Consider the following 16,114-nt stretch of genomic DNA (forward strand, 5'->3'; position numbering starts at 1 on the left):
TAGAATAACGTCTCCTTCGTTTTCTTTCAAGACATGAAAAAAGCACCTCGCCAAATCCAGCCAGCAAATTAGAATACAAAAGGGTGCCCCCTTCAGTAGTTTGCCTACTCTGGGGACACCCTTAGCTTTTCTCCTTTTATTCTTGTTCGGTTGTAGCTTGCTCAGCGGAATCTTTATCTTTTCTAGGGAAGACTACTTTTTCAAAAGTTCCTTCCACTACTTTTTTAGTTACGGCTTCGAATTCCTCGCTGCGTTTGTCCGCTTCTTCTTGTGTGAGCTTACCGGCTGTTACTGCTTCGGCCAGTCTTTCTTCTTGCTGTTTCACCAAGAGGGCGATCACATCGTCTTCATCCACACCTTGCGCCTCAGCAATTTGTGCCAGCGATTTGCCTGCTGTCAGTTCTTCTTTCAGTTTGGCTTCGTCCAGTTTCAAGAGCGCGAGGAGGTCTTCGTTTTTCCCGACTCCAAATCCAAATGCCATTCCTTTTCCGTGACCACGATCTTGATGTGTGCTTTCCACCATGGCTTTGACACGGTCGGTTGCATTCTCATTCATTTTATCGACTTGCTCTTGCGTGAGCTTGCCTGCTTTTACGGCTTCTGCGAGTTTTTCCTCCTGTTGTTTCACCAGAAGAGCGATCACATCAGCTTCATCCACGCCTTGCACTTTCGCTACCGCTGCCAATGATTTGTCCGCTTTTAGCTCTTCCTGGAGTTTCGCTGCATCCAGCTTCAGCAGGGACAGGAGCTCTTCATTTTTATCATAGTCAAACCCGAAACCGCCTGGACCTCTACCTTGATGAGTGTTTTCCAGCTGCGCTTTTACGCGGTCCGCTGCGTTTTCATTCATTTTGTCCGCTTGTTCTTGGGTCAGCTTGCCCGCCTTCACGGCTTCCAACAGCTTTTCTTCTTGTTGTTTCACCAAAAGGGCGATCACATCGTCTTCGTCCACGCCTTGCGCTTCTGCTACCGCTGCCAGCGTTTTTCCTGCTTTCAGCTCTTCTTGCAATTTGGTCGCATCCAGCTTCAGCAAGGAAAGCAGCTCTTCATTCTTGTCATAGCCAAAGCCAAATCCGAAACCACCTAGGCCTTTGCCCTCGTGCGTATTTTCCAACTGCGCTTTCACTCGGTCCGCTGCGTTTTCATTCATTTTGTCCGCTTGTTCTTGGGTCAGCTTGCCTGCTTTCACGGCTTCTGCCAGCTTTTCTTCCTGTTGTTTCACCAAGAGAGCAATGACGTCATCCTCATCCACGCCTTGTGCTTCTGCTACCGCAGCCAGCGTCTTCCCTGCTTTCAGCTCTTCCTGGAGTTTGTCCGCATCCAGCTTCAAGAGAGACAGGAGCTCCTTGTTTTCTTTGAATGAGATTCCGAAGCCGCCGTGGTGTTCCATTTTGCCTCCGAATTTCACTTCTGTCGGTTTATTCAAATTTTGAGTTTGTGTTTGTGTCGTGTCAGCTGCCAGTGCGCTTCCTAGACTTCCGATACTCAACACTGCTGCCATTGCTCCCATAAGCATTCCCATTTTTGCTTTGCTAAACATATTGTCATTCCATCCTTTCATCGCTTGGTTTGTATCCAGTACCTCTTTCGGTACAAGACTAAGTTTACATGGGCTTTTTTAGATTCCCGTTTGAGAAAAGTGGAAAACTGAAGGGAAAGACGTGTAAAACCAAAAAATAAAGAGGACGGCGTTAACCGTCCCCTCTCCCACTATTATTTGCCGCCGATGCCGTACGTCGACTGAGCGACCTTTACCATTTCTTCTTCTGGCAAGTCCCCTGCCATCATAAACTCCACGCCATCCAGCTCCCATGTGAGATAGCGGCGATTGTCTGTCGTCTGCGCCAGGACACCGATCGTGAAGCCTAAATCGATTGGCATTCCCTGCTCGTAGGAAACAGATGCTTCTGTCGGACGCGCCTCCGTCAGCTTGTAGTTGTAGGAGCCTTTGTAGCTAAGAACGACTGTACGCACTCCATCCCTTGTCACAGGCTCAATATCCCCTTGCTGCACACCTTGTGGTACATAGGTCGGAACGATGACACCAAACTGACTGGACGGCAGTTGGGCCACTTTTCCATTTGGCTTCGCCAAAGTCGGGATAGAAGGCAACGAGCTGGTCGTCATATTGCGATCCTTGTCAAAAGCATCCTTGTCGAAGGACGGATTGAACACGAATTCCGAAAAGTCAATCTTCACAAGTGGATTCATGCTCGAATCCATGATTTCTGCGTGCGTCGGTTTGAAATCTTCCGTCAGCCAAATTTTTTGCTTGGTCAATGAGCGATTGCCACTGTAGTTTGCTTTGACTTCAAACACATACTGCTTGTCATCCATCTTCATTTGACGCTCTGCGTCATCGATGATGCTACGAATGAGCGTTTCGTACAGGTAAAGTGGCCCATTATTTTCAGGCCAACCACTCTGGAAGCGGAAGCTCTTGTTCAAGTGTGGCGTAAGAACAAAAACTCCTTCGCTATTCCGCAGGATGATCTGGGTGATGCCACGCTGCTTGGAGGTCAGTGCTACCCGATAATTGGTCGGTTTCTCGTACCATACCTGCACATCGTACTCCATGGGAGTAGAACCAGTTTGCATGGTCAGCACTGCTTGAGACTTGTAGCCAGCCATTTTGTCCAGCGTACCGCTCAAGTCACTCACCACATCTTCGGGTGTTTTTTGACCAAAGCAGCCGCCGAGCAGCAGGGTAAAGACCAACAATAACACCAGTGGTAAAGCTGCCCGTTTCATTCAATGAACTCCTCCTTGTCAAAATTTTCGACAAAGAAGGGCATCCCTGTCTATTTCCTGGGAAATCTGTCAGTCTTTCGCCTCTTGCAGCGCACATCGTGTCAATAGTCTGTACCTTTACCTAGGGGAGGACGCGATATCGCTTGATCGGCAGAAGACTTACCCTTCCTGTGTAAGAGCAGGTAGTCCCTCCTGATCTACGCGATATAAATGTATGTCCATCCTCGTCCCAATATGCAGACAAGTTTATTGCTCTTCCACAACAACCTGTGCAATCGCATGAGATTGGCTATGTGAAATGCTCAAGTGTATCCGCACACGGGCAGGGTCCAGTCCAAGTCTGCGATAGACCTCTGGATGAAAAGTCAGCTCTGGCTTGCCAGTGCCAGTCGGTAATATTTCCATGTCCAGAAAGCTCAAGACCTCTCCGATCCCCGTCCCCAGCGCTTTTGCCCCTGCTTCTTTGGCAGCATAGCGTCCCGCTACAAATTCGGACTGTCTCGTCTCAGACTTTCCTGCAAGTAGCTTTTGTTCCTCTTGGGTTAGAAAACGTTGAAGTGCTTTTGGCTGTCTTTTCAGTATTTTTTCGATCCGTTCGATTTCAATCATATCTACTCCAATTCCTACAATCATGAATCCATTACGCCCCTGTCCTGCATAGTTCTGCTGTCAACGTATCACTCCCCTTCAGTGTTGGCAAGATGAAATGAAAACAACCCCCGCAAGTTGCGAGGGTTGTTTGCCGTAGCTACTACTCAGTAGCTTGGCCAGATTGCTGAGAAGAAGCAGCGGATTGTTGGTTCTGACGACGAACCTCAGACACGTTAGTCTCGCTAGCGAATTCAGTAGCGGTATTTTGCGCGTTAGCTGCATTTTGTGCGTTAGCCGCATTTTGTGCATTTTTCGCTTGGTTCATTCCAGCTTGATTGTTTTGTTTAGGCATCGTTCCATTCACCTCCTCGACGTCACTGAATATAATTTGTACAGCACCCTGCCGAGGTATCCATCCTGTTTTTACCAAATCCACCTGGTTAGAAATCATAGCGGTACGTACAAGCTATGTACAAGGCTATGTACAAGGCTTTCTAGAAGTGCAAAACCAAGAAGGAATTACTCTTAAAAAGGCGAAAGAAATGTTTCTTAACTTCTGTAGCTTGAAAGGAGCGCCATCACATGGCTAATACCGTCATTATTTACACGCAAACTACTTGCGGACCGTGCCAAGAGGAAAAAATGTGGCTCACCAGCCAGCAGGTTGCATTTGAAGACCGTGATATTCGCAAAAACGACACGTACTTTCAGGAAGCCATTAGCCTGGGTGCCAGCATGACCCCTGTCACTCATATTAAAAAAGAAAATGGCGAGGAAATCGTCATTCACGGTTTCGACAAGGAAGAAATAAAAAAAGCATTAGATCTAAATTGATCTAACGCTTTCGAAAGACTGATCAGCCGAAAGAAGGTTCATTCTCGGCTGATTTTTGTTTGATGACAGGCGACATATCCGGTAAGTGAGACAAAATCTGCTGAACTGCAGGAGCACACTCCGTATTGACTGAGTAGAAAACCCATGGTCCCTTTCTGCGCTCTTTTACCAAACCATGTGTCTTTAACTTCGCTAAGTGCTGGGATACAGAGGGTTGGGAAGTTTGCAGAATCTCCACGAGATCACGGACACATAAGGACTGCACTTGCAGGAGAGCCATGATCGTCAGTCGCGTCTTGTCACCAAGCAGCTTATAAACCTCGGACAAAAACAGTACCTGCATTAAATCCATTTCCATACTAACCCACCTTTGCCTTGCTTATCTGTTTCTCAGTATACAATATGTTTTGTTGGGTGGGGAAGATATGAACGTAAAAGTTCCGTGAATGCTCCCTACAAATCTTGCTGTTTCATCGCCTCAATCAGCTTGTCCGCGGTACGCGCAGCCAGCGCCATTACTGTATTTGTCGGATTGCTGGCACTGGATGTAACAAAGGTAGAAGCACCTGTTATGAAAAGGTTGGAAATATCGTGCGACTGCCCAAATTCGTTGACTACCGAGCTCGATGGGTCATGTCCCATTCGACAACCTCCCATCAAATGAGCCGTATCCGAGACGACATGTTCTGAGATTCCTCCCATCGCTTCCACAATCTGCTGCATGGTCCCGATGGCGTGCTGGTATAGCTGGCGGTCATTGTCCTGGTAGCTAAAAGTGACCTTGGGAATCGGCATTCCGTATTCGTCCTTTTCCCCGCTCAGCGTAATGGCATTATCCGGATGGGGTAGCACTTCCCCCACCAGAGTCACCCTATTGTACATATTGTAGTCAAGCATCGTCTCCCGAAGCTGTTTTCCCCATAGAAACGATCCGTCCTCCCGCTCAGCGGCGATAGCCCCTGCCATCGCGACCGGCCTCGCTCCGTGTGCATTCAGCGTATACCCCCGGGCAAACCCTCGATCCCGGTCCGTTTCGTAAAAGTGCTGCGTGAGTGAAAGGACAGGCGTCCCCTTGTACAACCGAACCTCCTCTGGTAGACGCCCATATACATCGTGGCTGGAATGGGGCATGATTGCTTTGCCCACCCACCCGCTCGAATTGGCGAGGCCGTCAGGAAAACGGGAGTTCGCGGAGTTCAGGAGCAGCCTTGGCGTTTCGATCACAAATCCCGCCAAAATGACGACCCGTGCCATTTGTCGATGTGTCAGACCGTCGTGTGTGAAAAGGACGCCGCTCACTCGATCCCCTGCAGTCAATATTTCCGTGACCATGCAGTCGGACAACACTTCCGCTCCTTCTGCAATGGCTTTGGGAATGTGGTGAATCAACCCACTGTACTTGGCATTTGGCATACAGCCTTGATTGCAAAAGCCACGGTTGATGCAAGGGGGCCGTCCGTCGAAGGGTGCTGACAAGATCGCGAGAGGAGCAACGACACTGTCGTAGCCCAGCTTCTCACACGCCTCTCGAAACAGCTGCGAATTGGCGCTGATCGGCTCACGTACCGGGTACGGATAAGGGCCGCGAAAAGCGCCCCACGGAAAATGCGAGGGTCCAGAGACGGCAATTTCCCGTTCGATCTTATCGTAGTACGGAGCAAGGTCTTGATACGTAATCGGCCAGTCTTCGCCTACCCCATCCAATGTCTTGGTCCTGAAATCACTCTCATGAAATCGGAGGAATACGCCCGTAAAATGGACGGTTCCCCCTCCTACACCCCGCCCCGAATTGTTGTGACCCAAACGCAGCGGATCCTTTCCCGCCACGAGTCGAGTCTCTTGCCAGGCCAATCTGCGCATGGAGAGCTCATCACTGGCAAAATCACTCTGCGGATCCCAGAATGGTCCAGCTTCAATGACAACAACACGCAGTCCCGCTTTTGCCAGTTCATAGGCGAGCACTCCCCCTGCCGCTCCTGCTCCGACAATGCACACATCGGCATCGTCCGCGTACTTTCGCTTATCCATTCCCCGAGAACGATATCCATCATAGTGGTCGCTATGGTGCATGACCCGGTCATCACTTGCCATTTGCTTTCGCCTCCCACGGATCAGTCAAGCCTTTCTCCACCCGGACATACCCCCGTGGATAAGCAGGGCCCCCGTAACCGATGTCGGACCAGACCAGCGGATGTGAATAATACGCCGACACTGTATCGTGGAGAATTTGTTTGAAAAAGTCTGCCGGAGCGACTCCCGCCCACGCTTGCCCGTCTTTTGTTTGCCCTTGGGAAACGGCTTGCAAGATCGCCTGCTGCTGCTCTGGCTTCGCTGCAATGAACCCTGCTCCGTACTTCGCATGACTCTCGGCATCTACCCCTGCCAGCCCTAGACGATACAGTTCCTTTTTCGGTGGGACCCCGACTTTTCGCTGTGCTTCGCCAATCGGGCTCGCCGCCGATTCATCCAGATTTTGTGTCACGAAGGTCAATACCTCCAGCCGATGATCATTCACGAGCACACTAACGATCGTTTGCAGGAGCAACACCTCTGGCTGGGTAAAAAACTGATGGGCGACTTGTGGCGTTCGACGGGAGCCCACGATTTTTTTGGTGTGACCATCCCACTCTGTATGCTGTTCCCACACGTCATATCCCGGGTAACGACTTTCTTCTGTCATTTGCTTGTCACCCCCAAAACAGGGCGATAAGCCCCAAAGCTGCTACAGCTGTCATGAGTAACGGAAGGATAATCGGCGGTCCGACCATAAAATTTTGTCCTTGGGAAAAACCACCGACGCGTTGTCCTACCCCTACCGTATGCAAATAGGCACCGTACACTCCTCCTGCCATCCCAACCACCATCATGAATGCAAACACCCATCGAAGCCACCCTGCGTCCAGGAACGAGAGAACTATGGCGGTAACCGCAAATATCGGGAGCTCTATGACCGGCAACCACATGGCCCAGTGACGGAAGTTTTGTCTAGAGTGAAACAGTGTGACCTGAACTGCTATCATTGCAAAAGCAAGTCCTGTAAACAAAATAAGGACACGTTCAATCGGCCAGCCATGCCACATGGAAACTTCCTCCTTTCTTGTGTTGTGCCTATTTTTTCCTGATGCTTTCTTTCCTATTCTTGGGAAAGAGGCTGTTTCTTATTGGGGAGTTCACAGGGAGGCATCTTCGTTGACGGTGATTTCGTTTTATTGCAAACAAAAAGCCCGCTGGTCACTTTCTCCCAGCGGGCAAATCTTTCAACCGAACCATATCAACGTCAAATATAAGCCAAACAGCGTGATCAGCAAGGTCGGCACCGTAAGCACAATGCCTGTCTTGAAATATTGCCCCCATGTGATCTTGACATCTTTCCTGCCGAGGACATGCAGCCAGAGCAGCGTTGCCAGAGAGCCGATCGGGGTGATTTTGGGCCCCAGGTCGCTGCCGATGACGTTGGCGTAGATCATGGCTTCGCGCATGATTCCGTCTGCCCCCGTAGAGTCGATGGCAAGGGCGTTAAATATCACGGTCGGCAGGTTGTTCATCAGGGACGAAAGGATGGCGGAAATAAAGCCGGCTCCGATCGTCATGGCCAGCAAGCCGTCATCCATCAGCGTATTCAGCATCGCTCTCACCAGATCCGTCAATTTCGCATTGTGCAAGCCCCAAACCACGACATACATCCCAATCGAAAAAATGACGACAACCCACGGAGCTTCTTTCAGAATGCGACGCATCTGGATAACCGGACTGCTTTTGGCAGCCAAGCAGAAGATGAGTGCAGCTCCCGTGACGATAAAAGAGACGGGGACGTGGAAGGACTCACTCATAAAAAAGCCGACCAGCAGCACCGCGAGAATCGGCCAAGCCAGAAGGAAGAGCCTCTGGTCTCGAATGGCTTCCTGAGGACTTTTCAGCTGCGTCAAATCCACCTCTTTGGGAATGCTGCTGCGAAAATAGAAGAACAGGACAGCAAGACTCGCCCCCACGGAAAAGAATGTGGGTAGCACCATGCGCGCAGCGTACTTGGCAAAACCGATCCCGAAATAATCCGCTGAGACGATGTTAACCAGATTACTGACTACAAAGGGAAGCGAGCTCGTATCTGCGATAAACCCGCTTGCCATCACGAAGGCTAACACCATCTTCGGTTCGAGCTGTAGTGCCCTCACCTGCGCAAGTACAATCGGCGTCAAGATCAATGCTGTACCATCATTGGTAAACAGGGCAGAGACGACCGTCCCCAGCAAAATGACGTAAGCGAACATCAAGCGCCCATTTCCCTTTGCCATCCTGGCCATGTGTAAAGCAGCCCATTCAAAAAAACCAATTTCATCCAAAACAAGTGAAATGATGATAATTCCAACCAGCGCAAATGTAGCGTTCCAGACAATCGAAGTGACTTCTGCCACATCGGCGAATGATACGACTCCGGTAGCAAGTGCCAGGAGCGCTCCTCCTACTGCTGGGTAGCCAATGGACAATCCACGCGGTTGCCAAATAACCAAGGTCAACGTAGCAATAAAAATGAGTAATGAGATCCAGACCACCTAGTATTTCCCCTCTTTTGACCAAGTTCATTTTGTGTCTTTGGCTTGGTCTATTCTACAACAGAAAAAGAGCAGACTCCATGAGCCCACCCTTTATACCTTACTACAATTCACTATTATCCGAAACGTCCGGTAATGTAATCTTCTGTTCGTTTATCACGCGGATTTTGGAAGATGGCCGGAGTAACGTCGAACTCTACCAATTCACCATTGAGGAAAAAAGCCGTCTTGTCAGAGATACGTGCCGCTTGCTGCATATTGTGCGTCACAATGACAATCGTGTAGATGCTCTTGAGTTCTTCCAGCAGTTCTTCGATTTTGGCCGTCGAGATTGGGTCGAGTGCTGATGTTGGTTCGTCCATCAACAAAATTTTGGGCTGAACAGCGAGAGCACGCGCGATGCACAGACGTTGCTGCTGACCGCCGGACAATCCTGTGGCTGGCTTTTTCAGCACATCCTTGACCTCATCCCACAGCGCCGATGCCTTCAAGCTGTTCTCCACGATTTCGTCCAGCTTGTTGCGATCCGTCAATCCATGCAGCTTGGGACCGTACGTGATATTGTCGTAAATGCTTTTGGGAAACGGGTTCGGGTGTTGGAACACCATCCCGATATTTTTGCGCAGGCGTTCCACCTCGACACTCGAGCTGTAAATGTCTTCGTCAAACACTTTCACGGTTCCCGTGATCTTTGTATTAGCAACCGAATCATTCATCCGGTTTAGTGTCCGCAAAAAGGTGGATTTCCCGCATCCAGACGGTCCGATCAAGGCTGTGATCGAATGGGATTCCACATCGAGATTTATATCATAGAGGGCCTGCTTATTACCGTAGAAGAGGTTTAACTCCCGGACTGCAATCACACTCATACGGTCTTCGCTCCTTCGTAAATGGCGTCATTCTTTCCCATTCACTATAGCTTGCCAATGTTAGGACTCTGTATGATCTTTATTAAGTTTCCATAAAGATTTCAACCAAGGTAAAGATCTGGTAAATGTTACTGTCAAACCATATACGCTCCACTTGGCAAATTCTACAATAAAGCTGAACGTTTTGTCATATAAGGGGAGAGCATTTGATGCTGAGAAAAAAACGTAAGGGCAATGCGTCTATTCATTATCGTTCCATCTTCACCCGGCTGTTCTTCGGAATTTTGGCGATGGTCGTTGGCATGATGGCCATAGCGGCATTCTTTATCAGTTATCAATCCGAAGCCATGCTCAATGAGAAAACCAACCAGCAGTTGAAGGATGCTGCCACCTCCGCCATGCAGAAAGCAAGCAGTCGTGTTCAGACCATTGAAACCGCCTTGCAATCATTCGGCTCCACGTACAAAAACAGCAAGCTTTCAAATGGTCAGACGTTCGGGATCTTGTCTGATATCGTAAATGGCAACCCAACGATTTCTGAAATCCAAGTAGCGACCACAGATGGGCGATACTTGACCTTTCCTAGCTCGCCTCTCACTGCCGACTACGACCCTCGAAAGACAGACTGGTTTGCAGGGGCACTCGAACAGAAAAAGACTTTTGTCTCGGACGTTTTCCAGTTTTCCCAGACGGAATTCCCCAAGATCGCGGTCTCCCTCCCCTTGCTAGACGAGGACGAGGAAACTGTCGGCGTGATTGTCGCCTTCGTCTCTGTCCCCAAGCTTAGCGAGTTCATCGGGCAGATTAAGGTGGGTGATACAGGATATGCCATGATCGTCGACCGGTTAGGAAAGCTGGTGGCCCATCCTGATAAAACCTACGCGCTCAAACGGCCCTCGATGGATCAGCTAAACATCGTTCAAGACGTGATCGCAGGTCAATCCGGGTTCAAGCAGGTAACACTGAATGGCTCCGAATACTTTAGTGCCTATCAGTACGACAGCTCGCTCAAATGGGGCATGATCGTCGTCCAGTCCGTAGCAGAGGTAAAACGGGAAGTCCATACGCTGCAGCTGACGATTCTCGCAGTCTCTGTCGTCGGTCTCGGAGCGCTCGCCGCTCTCTTATATTTGTTCGTCCGCAAAATTATCAAACCAGTGAAAGAAGTCCAGCAAAAAATGACGTCCTTCAGTGAAGGGGATCTGTTTCAAACGATGCAGGTCCAGACCAATGACGAAATCCGTCAGCTCGCTGACAGTTTTAATAGCATGAGCAACCAGATTCGTTTCATCATCGGAAAGATTCAGCATGTGATCGTGGATGTCAAACAGGTCGCGCATCATGTGGGTAACGGTTCCCGCCACTCACACGCGATGCAAACCGAAGTCGTCACCGTAACCGAACGACTTTCACAGGAAATGGACCATCAGCAAGTGCAAATCGATGATATCCATACCATCATGGCCGGCATCACACAAGAAATGTCCCGAATTACGGAATCAATGGAGACAGCCGTCACGCAGAATGAGGAGTCGCGCAAGCAAAGTGTCATGGCAGCTTCGTCCATTGATACGTTAAAGGACAATATGCACAAGATTTCGGAAGACATGAAATCCTCGCTGCACGCCATGTCAGCGATGAAAGAAAGCATGGTGGATATCAGAGACATCCTCGACTTGATCTCACAAATTTCAAAACGGACCAAGCTGCTATCCTTCAACGCAAGGATTGAGGCATCTCGCGCAGGACAGGCAGGGTTAGGCTTCGGTATCGTAGCGGATGAAATCCGTCAGTTGTCCGAGCAAACAGAAGAAGCGACAGCCCGCATCGAACAGGTCATCAAATCAGGCGAAACACGGATGGAACGAGTCTCGGATTGTCTGGAACTGACTGATCACGCAACCATCAACGGGATCCATACCCTTCATCAGACAACGGACATCTTCCGGCAAACGGTCCAAATCAGCGAAACGATCACCACACAGTTTGAAACGATCAGACAGCTATCCGCTTCCATTCATCAACAAAGCCAATCCATCCAGGAACGTGTAGATAGCCTCTCCTTATCGGCACAGGAAGTCGTCTCAGGTACACAGCAAGCCGTTGCCGCCACACAAGAAAGCCTGTCTCTATCCGAACAATTCCTGCATGATTCCGAGCGCCTCACATCCATCATCGAAGATTTGGAACAGGAAATTAGCTTCTTCCGAACAGAAGAAAAGCTCTCCGCATAGGAGAGCTTTCTCTTTCTCTTTTCTTTCCGTACAAAAGCCCATCCTGCATGGCAGACATGCATAGAAGGGCTTTTTCTCATCCAAAACGTCCGCTGATATACGCTTCCGTTTTTTCATTTTCAGGCGATGTGAAGATTTTCGACGTCTCATTCATTTCCACCAATTCCCCTAGCAAGAAAAACGCGGTCTTTTCGGAAATACGAGCAGCCTGGTGCAGGTTATGAGTCACAATCACAATTGTGTACTCTTCCTTCAGCTGCATGACCAATTCCTCGATCTTCATGGTGGAAATCGGATCCAATGCAGAAGCTGGCTCATCCAGGAGCAAGATCGTCGGCTGCATCGCGATCGCACGAGCGATGCACAGGCGCTGCTGTTGACCACCGGAGAGTGAGAGTGCCGAATCCTTCAAGCGATCCTTGACCTCATCCCAGAGCGCTGCTTTGCGCAGGCTGGTTTCGACTAGCTCTTCCAGCTCACGTTTGTCTCGCATCCCGTGGAAACGAGGAGCAAACGCGATGTTTTCAAAAATGGATTTGAAGAAAGGATTGGCGCGTTGGAATACCATACCGACTACTTGACGCAACCCCTCGATATTCACCTGTTCGCTGTTGATATCGATCCCGTCGACGACAATCGAGCCAGTGACACGGCAAGAAGGCACGAGATCGTTCATCCGATTCAGGCTGCGCAAGAGTGTCGACTTTCCGCAACCAGAAGGACCGATAAAAGCTGTCACTGAATTTCGTTCAATATCCATGTTAATATTATTGACCGCACGCTTTTCTCCATAAAAAACCGAAACGTCGCGGGTTTGAATAATCGTGTCTTGCGTGGTGAGTACGGACATAACTACACCCTCCTTAGTTGGATCCCGACGTCATCTTTTTGTATACCCATGTGCCGAACCAACGAGCAGATACGTTAAAGAGCAGCACCGCAATAATCAGTACGGCAGAAGCACCATCGGCAACATCACGAGCATCTGGCGTCAATCCTTCACTGTTCACCTTCCAGATGTGTACAGCTAATGTTTCGGCTGGACGGAACGGATTGAGCGGAGAAGTAGGACTAGTCAACGAAAAGTCGGTAAAATTCAAGTTAGGTGAAGACATCCCCGCAGTAAAGAGCAACGCTGCCGCTTCCCCAAACACACGACCCGATGCGAGAATCGCCCCGGTGAGAATTCCTGGGAGTGCTGCAGGTAAAATAACAGAGACAATCGTGCGCCATTTGGTAATCCCTAAAGCCAGGCTCGCTTCCTTTTGGCTGCGAGGTACGTTACGCAAAGCATCCTCGGTCACACGAACCAGCAGGGGCAAATTGAACACCGTCAGTGCCAAAGCACCAGAAAACAGGGTGTACCCCCATCCGGTCATATTTACGAAGACGAGCAAACCAAACAGACCAACGACAATGGACGGAAGCGAAGACAATACTTCTATACTCATGCGGATAAACTGGGTAAACTTGTTATCCGGCGCGTATTCAGCCATATAAATACCTGCTCCGATACCGATCGGCAATGCGATAAGCATCGTCAATACCAGCAAGTACAAGGAATTGAACAACTGCGGTCCAATCCCGCCGCCTGCATTTACAATGTCAGGAGGAGATGTGAGGAAGTCTAAATTCAGCTTGTGCCAGCCCTGGGTCAAAATAAAACCGAGCAAGCCCACTAGCGTACCGATAATCAAAATGGCAATCAGGGTCAGAATAACCGTTGCTGCACGGTCCATGACTCTTGCTCTCATTTTATTTCACCGCCCTTTTTCTGCCGAGAATGCGCAGGATCATGATGAAGATAAAGGACATCGCCAAGAGCAGCAAAGCCATTGACCAGAGTGCATTGTTATAAGGAGTGCCTTGAATTGTGTTCCCCATGTTCAAGGTAATTCCACTCGTCAGTGTGCTGATTGGATCCAGCAGACTGCCCGGAAGCTTTGTGGTGTTTCCGATAACCATCTGTACAGCCAGCGCTTCCCCAAACGCACGAGCCATGCCCAATACAATGGCTGTCAAACAGCCTGGAAGCGAAGAGTGCAACACGACATTCCAAATCGTCTGCCAGCGCGTCGCACCCAGAGCCAGAGACGCATTCCGCAAGTCTTGCGGTACGGCCTCAATCGCATCAGTCGCAACGCTAGTGATCGTAGGAAGAATCATCAATGCCAGTACAAGTCCACCAGCCAAAAGACTAAAGCCAAGTACGTCAAACTGCTCCCGAATGAACGGGACGAGCAAGCTAAGACCCACATAACCGTAAACGACAGACGGAATCCCAACGAGCAGCTCGATGACAGGCTTCAATACCTTTTTCCCGAAGCCCGGAAAAATCTCCGTCATAAAAATAGCGGCACCGATACCGAGTGGTGCTGCGATAATCGCCGCCAGCGCAGTAACCAGAAACGAGCCCAGGATAAACGGGAATACGCCGTACATGGCCGGTTCGCCCTCTGGATCCCATTTCACCTGTGTTAAAAATTCACTAATACTCACGCCATTCACAAAAAACGTGGAAAGCCCCTTGGATGCAATAAAATAGGTAATCGATAAGACAACAATGACCAGCAAAGCCGCACATACCAACGCCACGGTCCTACCGGTAATGTTTTCAGTGAATTGACGTTTGTTGTACGTCAACATTTTTCTCGCAATCAGAGATTGACGCTCGCTGTCAGACTTCTTTTTGTCACCCACGACCTTTTTATCTACAATGATCGTTGACCCTTCACTACGACGGTTCATAATCTCCCTCCCTAGAAAAACCTTCGCCACCAAGCAAAATGAGGGGTAAGTGCCCCCCCACCCCTCTATTTCGCTTTTTTTCTGTGAAAAACGTCTCGACGTTTTTCATTAATATTGATGTGACCGCCTGTGGTCAACAAAACGGTCATGACCGTTTTGCCTGCTTATTTTTGCGTTACTTTACCTTCTGCATCACGTTCTACTTTCATATCTGTGATTGGCAGGAAGCCCAGATCTGTAACGGTTTTCTTTTGTACTTCATCAGACAGGATGAATTCGAGGAACGCTTTTGCGTTGCCAGCTGCTTCACCTTTGGTATACATGTGCTCATAAGCCCATACTGGATATTTGTTGGTCGTGATGCTTTCTGCATTAGCTTCTACGCCATCGAGTTTCAATGGTTTTACAGTGTCATTGAAGTAGGACAGCGCCAGGTAACCAATTGCACCAGGTGTTTCTGCGATGATTTTACGAACAGTCCCCGAAGAATCCTCGGTGATACCTTCTGCTTCTTCTTTTCCGTCCATTGCAAACTTGTTGAAGGTAGCACGAGTACCGGAAGACTTCGGACGGTTTACGAGGGTAATTTTCATGTCATCCCCACCAACCTCTTTCCAGTTGGTGATTTTACCCGTGAAGATGTCGATCAGTTGTTGTTTCGTCAGGTTGTCTACTTTTACTTTCGGGCTTACAGCTGCTGCCATACCGACAACCGCTACTTTATGGTCGACCAGCTCATTTGCTGGAATTCCTTTTTTCTCTTCTGCAAAGATGTCGGAGTTACCGATTGCTGCAGCACCGCTAGCTACTTGGCTCAGACCAGTACCGCTACCGCCACCTTGCACTTGAATTTGCACGCCTTGATTTTTTGCCATGAAATCTTTAGCCGTTTGCTCGACCAAAGGTTGCAAAGCGGTAGAACCGACAGCAGTTACCGGCTCACCGGGAGATGTTGTAGTTGAACCAGAGTTGTTGGCACCCGGAGCTGGTGTCGAAGGTTGTTCCGCAGCCGGTTGCTGAGCAGGTGCTGGAGCAGCATTGTTGCTTCCGCAGCCTGCGAGCAGTGCACCCACAAAAGTCAATGCCATAAACATTTTGCTGAGTTTTTTCATTTGATGAAAATCCTCCTTAAAAGGGTCGGTTTGTTTTTTTCTCTCTTACAAGTACAAACTATACAGGTCGAATGTTGTAGTTTTGTGTTGCCATTGTTAAGCTTTTTTAAAGATGAAAAAATGTGCGGAGTAAACTAGGCTGAATCTGGGAATAATGGCTTTATTCTTGGGATAGAGGTGATATTCATGGATAAATTCGCCTTGCTGCTCGTCATCATCGGTGCCCTTAACTGGGGACTCATAGGACTTTTTCATTTTGATTTGGTTGCTACTCTGTTCGGAGGGGCTGGTACCCTCATCAGTCGGATTGTGTACACGCTTGTCGGTCTTGCTGGTATATACTCCATCAAGTTCTTTGTGAGTGAACGGGAACGGACTTCATAAAAAAAGCGGCACAGCCTGATTGAATAGGCTGTGCCGCTTTT

General features: G+C 49.2%; 17 protein-coding genes. 3 read left to right on the top strand and 14 right to left on the bottom strand.

All coding sequences use genetic code 11. The features are described from left to right. Positions 1 to 136: 136 nt before the first annotated feature. The 4 genes from AN963_RS28595 to AN963_RS28610 form a co-directional block, all read right to left on the bottom strand. Entirely contained in the window at positions 137 to 1,540 is a 1,404-nt protein-coding gene (locus tag AN963_RS28595; protein WP_055747957.1) for a coiled-coil domain-containing protein, read from the bottom strand. 173 nt (positions 1,541 to 1,713) lie between these two features. Continuing rightward, the gene (locus tag AN963_RS28600; protein WP_055747958.1) at positions 1,714 to 2,751 is read right to left on the bottom strand and encodes an outer membrane lipoprotein-sorting protein; all 1,038 of its coding nucleotides are present in this window, start codon (positions 2,749 to 2,751) and stop codon (positions 1,714 to 1,716) included. Between the two features lie 246 nt (positions 2,752 to 2,997). Beyond that, positions 2,998 to 3,384: a holo-ACP synthase gene (acpS, locus tag AN963_RS28605; protein ID WP_055747959.1), complete on the bottom strand. Its 387-nt coding sequence runs from the start codon at positions 3,382 to 3,384 to the stop codon at positions 2,998 to 3,000. A 118-nt stretch (positions 3,385 to 3,502) separates the two neighbouring features. Beyond that, positions 3,503 to 3,694, bottom strand: coding sequence for a gamma-type small acid-soluble spore protein (locus AN963_RS28610; protein WP_055747960.1), 192 nt, complete (start codon positions 3,692 to 3,694; stop codon positions 3,503 to 3,505). A 230-nt stretch (positions 3,695 to 3,924) separates the two neighbouring features. On the opposite strand from AN963_RS28610, the gene AN963_RS28615 reads away from it, so the two are divergent. Continuing rightward, complete coding sequence (locus AN963_RS28615) at positions 3,925 to 4,176, top strand: glutaredoxin family protein (protein WP_055747961.1); 252 nt, start codon at positions 3,925 to 3,927, stop codon at positions 4,174 to 4,176. 22 nt (positions 4,177 to 4,198) lie between these two features. On the opposite strand, the gene AN963_RS28620 is transcribed toward AN963_RS28615, so the two are convergent. From AN963_RS28620 to pstB (AN963_RS28645), 6 genes are all read right to left on the bottom strand, one after another. Continuing rightward, positions 4,199 to 4,534, bottom strand: coding sequence for an ArsR/SmtB family transcription factor (locus AN963_RS28620; RefSeq protein WP_055747962.1), 336 nt, complete (start codon positions 4,532 to 4,534; stop codon positions 4,199 to 4,201). Between the two features lie 95 nt (positions 4,535 to 4,629). Next, entirely contained in the window at positions 4,630 to 6,204 is a 1,575-nt protein-coding gene (locus AN963_RS28625; RefSeq protein WP_201783804.1) for a GMC family oxidoreductase, read from the bottom strand. Between the two features lie 52 nt (positions 6,205 to 6,256). Beyond that, on the bottom strand, positions 6,257 to 6,856 hold the full coding sequence (locus AN963_RS28630; RefSeq protein ID WP_055747963.1) for a gluconate 2-dehydrogenase subunit 3 family protein: 600 nt from the start codon (positions 6,854 to 6,856) through the stop codon (positions 6,257 to 6,259). A gap of 7 nt (positions 6,857 to 6,863) precedes the next feature. After that, positions 6,864 to 7,256, bottom strand: a complete 393-nt coding sequence (locus tag AN963_RS28635) for a hypothetical protein (protein ID WP_055747964.1) — start codon at positions 7,254 to 7,256, stop codon at positions 6,864 to 6,866. Between the two features lie 177 nt (positions 7,257 to 7,433). Further along, entirely contained in the window at positions 7,434 to 8,726 is a 1,293-nt protein-coding gene (locus AN963_RS28640; RefSeq protein ID WP_055747965.1) for an arsenic transporter, read from the bottom strand. A 116-nt stretch (positions 8,727 to 8,842) separates the two neighbouring features. Then, positions 8,843 to 9,595, bottom strand: a complete 753-nt coding sequence (gene pstB / locus AN963_RS28645) for a phosphate ABC transporter ATP-binding protein PstB (protein WP_055747966.1) — start codon at positions 9,593 to 9,595, stop codon at positions 8,843 to 8,845. 209 nt (positions 9,596 to 9,804) lie between these two features. Between pstB (AN963_RS28645) and AN963_RS28650 the strand changes: the two genes are divergently transcribed. After that, entirely contained in the window at positions 9,805 to 11,829 is a 2,025-nt protein-coding gene (locus tag AN963_RS28650; RefSeq protein ID WP_055747967.1) for a methyl-accepting chemotaxis protein, read from the top strand. Between the two features lie 76 nt (positions 11,830 to 11,905). On the opposite strand, the gene pstB (AN963_RS28655) is transcribed toward AN963_RS28650, so the two are convergent. The 4 genes from pstB (AN963_RS28655) to AN963_RS28670 all read right to left on the bottom strand — a co-directional run bounded on the left by pstB (AN963_RS28655) (position 11,906) and on the right by AN963_RS28670 (position 15,689). Beyond that, positions 11,906 to 12,679, bottom strand: coding sequence for a phosphate ABC transporter ATP-binding protein PstB (gene pstB / locus AN963_RS28655; RefSeq protein ID WP_055747968.1), 774 nt, complete (start codon positions 12,677 to 12,679; stop codon positions 11,906 to 11,908). A gap of 13 nt (positions 12,680 to 12,692) precedes the next feature. Next, complete coding sequence (pstA, locus tag AN963_RS28660; protein WP_055747969.1) at positions 12,693 to 13,583, bottom strand: phosphate ABC transporter permease PstA; 891 nt, start codon at positions 13,581 to 13,583, stop codon at positions 12,693 to 12,695. Position 13,584: 1 nt separating this feature from the next. Next, on the bottom strand, positions 13,585 to 14,475 hold the full coding sequence (gene pstC, locus AN963_RS28665) for a phosphate ABC transporter permease subunit PstC (RefSeq protein ID WP_055748188.1): 891 nt from the start codon (positions 14,473 to 14,475) through the stop codon (positions 13,585 to 13,587). Positions 14,476 to 14,741: 266 nt separating this feature from the next. Beyond that, on the bottom strand, positions 14,742 to 15,689 hold the full coding sequence (locus AN963_RS28670; RefSeq protein WP_055747970.1) for a phosphate ABC transporter substrate-binding protein PstS family protein: 948 nt from the start codon (positions 15,687 to 15,689) through the stop codon (positions 14,742 to 14,744). Positions 15,690 to 15,875: 186 nt separating this feature from the next. On the opposite strand from AN963_RS28670, the gene AN963_RS28675 reads away from it, so the two are divergent. Then, positions 15,876 to 16,073, top strand: a complete 198-nt coding sequence (locus AN963_RS28675) for a DUF378 domain-containing protein (protein WP_055747971.1) — start codon at positions 15,876 to 15,878, stop codon at positions 16,071 to 16,073. Positions 16,074 to 16,114 lie beyond the last annotated feature (41 nt).

The sequence above is a fragment of the Brevibacillus choshinensis genome (assembly GCF_001420695.1).
Taxonomy (GTDB): Bacteria; Bacillota; Bacilli; order Brevibacillales; family Brevibacillaceae; genus Brevibacillus; species Brevibacillus choshinensis.